General features: G+C 44.1%; 1 pseudogene. It reads left to right on the top strand.

The annotated features are described in order from the left end of the window. Positions 1 to 28 precede the first annotated feature (28 nt). Positions 29 to 263 (top strand): annotated as a pseudogene (locus ETC07_RS16230) (hypothetical protein); the annotation flags it as partial.

The following is a 263-nucleotide window of genomic DNA, read 5'->3' as shown; positions in this document are numbered from 1 at the left end:
CTCTGATAGTAGAAAAAGAATCAGGAACTTGGTGATTGGTGCTCTTCTTACGGCTTTAGGGATTTTAATTCCGATGATTATGCCGGCAAAAATCGTAATTGGCCCCGCATCATTTACTCTTGCTTCACACGTGCCAGTTATGGCCGCTATGTTCTTTAGCCCTTATTTAGCAGCGCTTGTAGCTGTTGGGACCACACTTGGTTTCTTTATTAGTGTCCCAGTTCCCCTTATCTGGATGCGAGCGGCAACTCATATTGTAGTAA

The sequence above is a fragment of the Halomonas borealis genome, assembly GCF_004798905.1.
GTDB classification, from domain to species: Bacteria; Pseudomonadota; Gammaproteobacteria; order Pseudomonadales; family Halomonadaceae; genus Halomonas; species Halomonas borealis.
The sequence above is the reverse complement of the archived record's forward strand: the minus strand, read 5'-3'. Positions and strand labels throughout refer to the sequence as shown.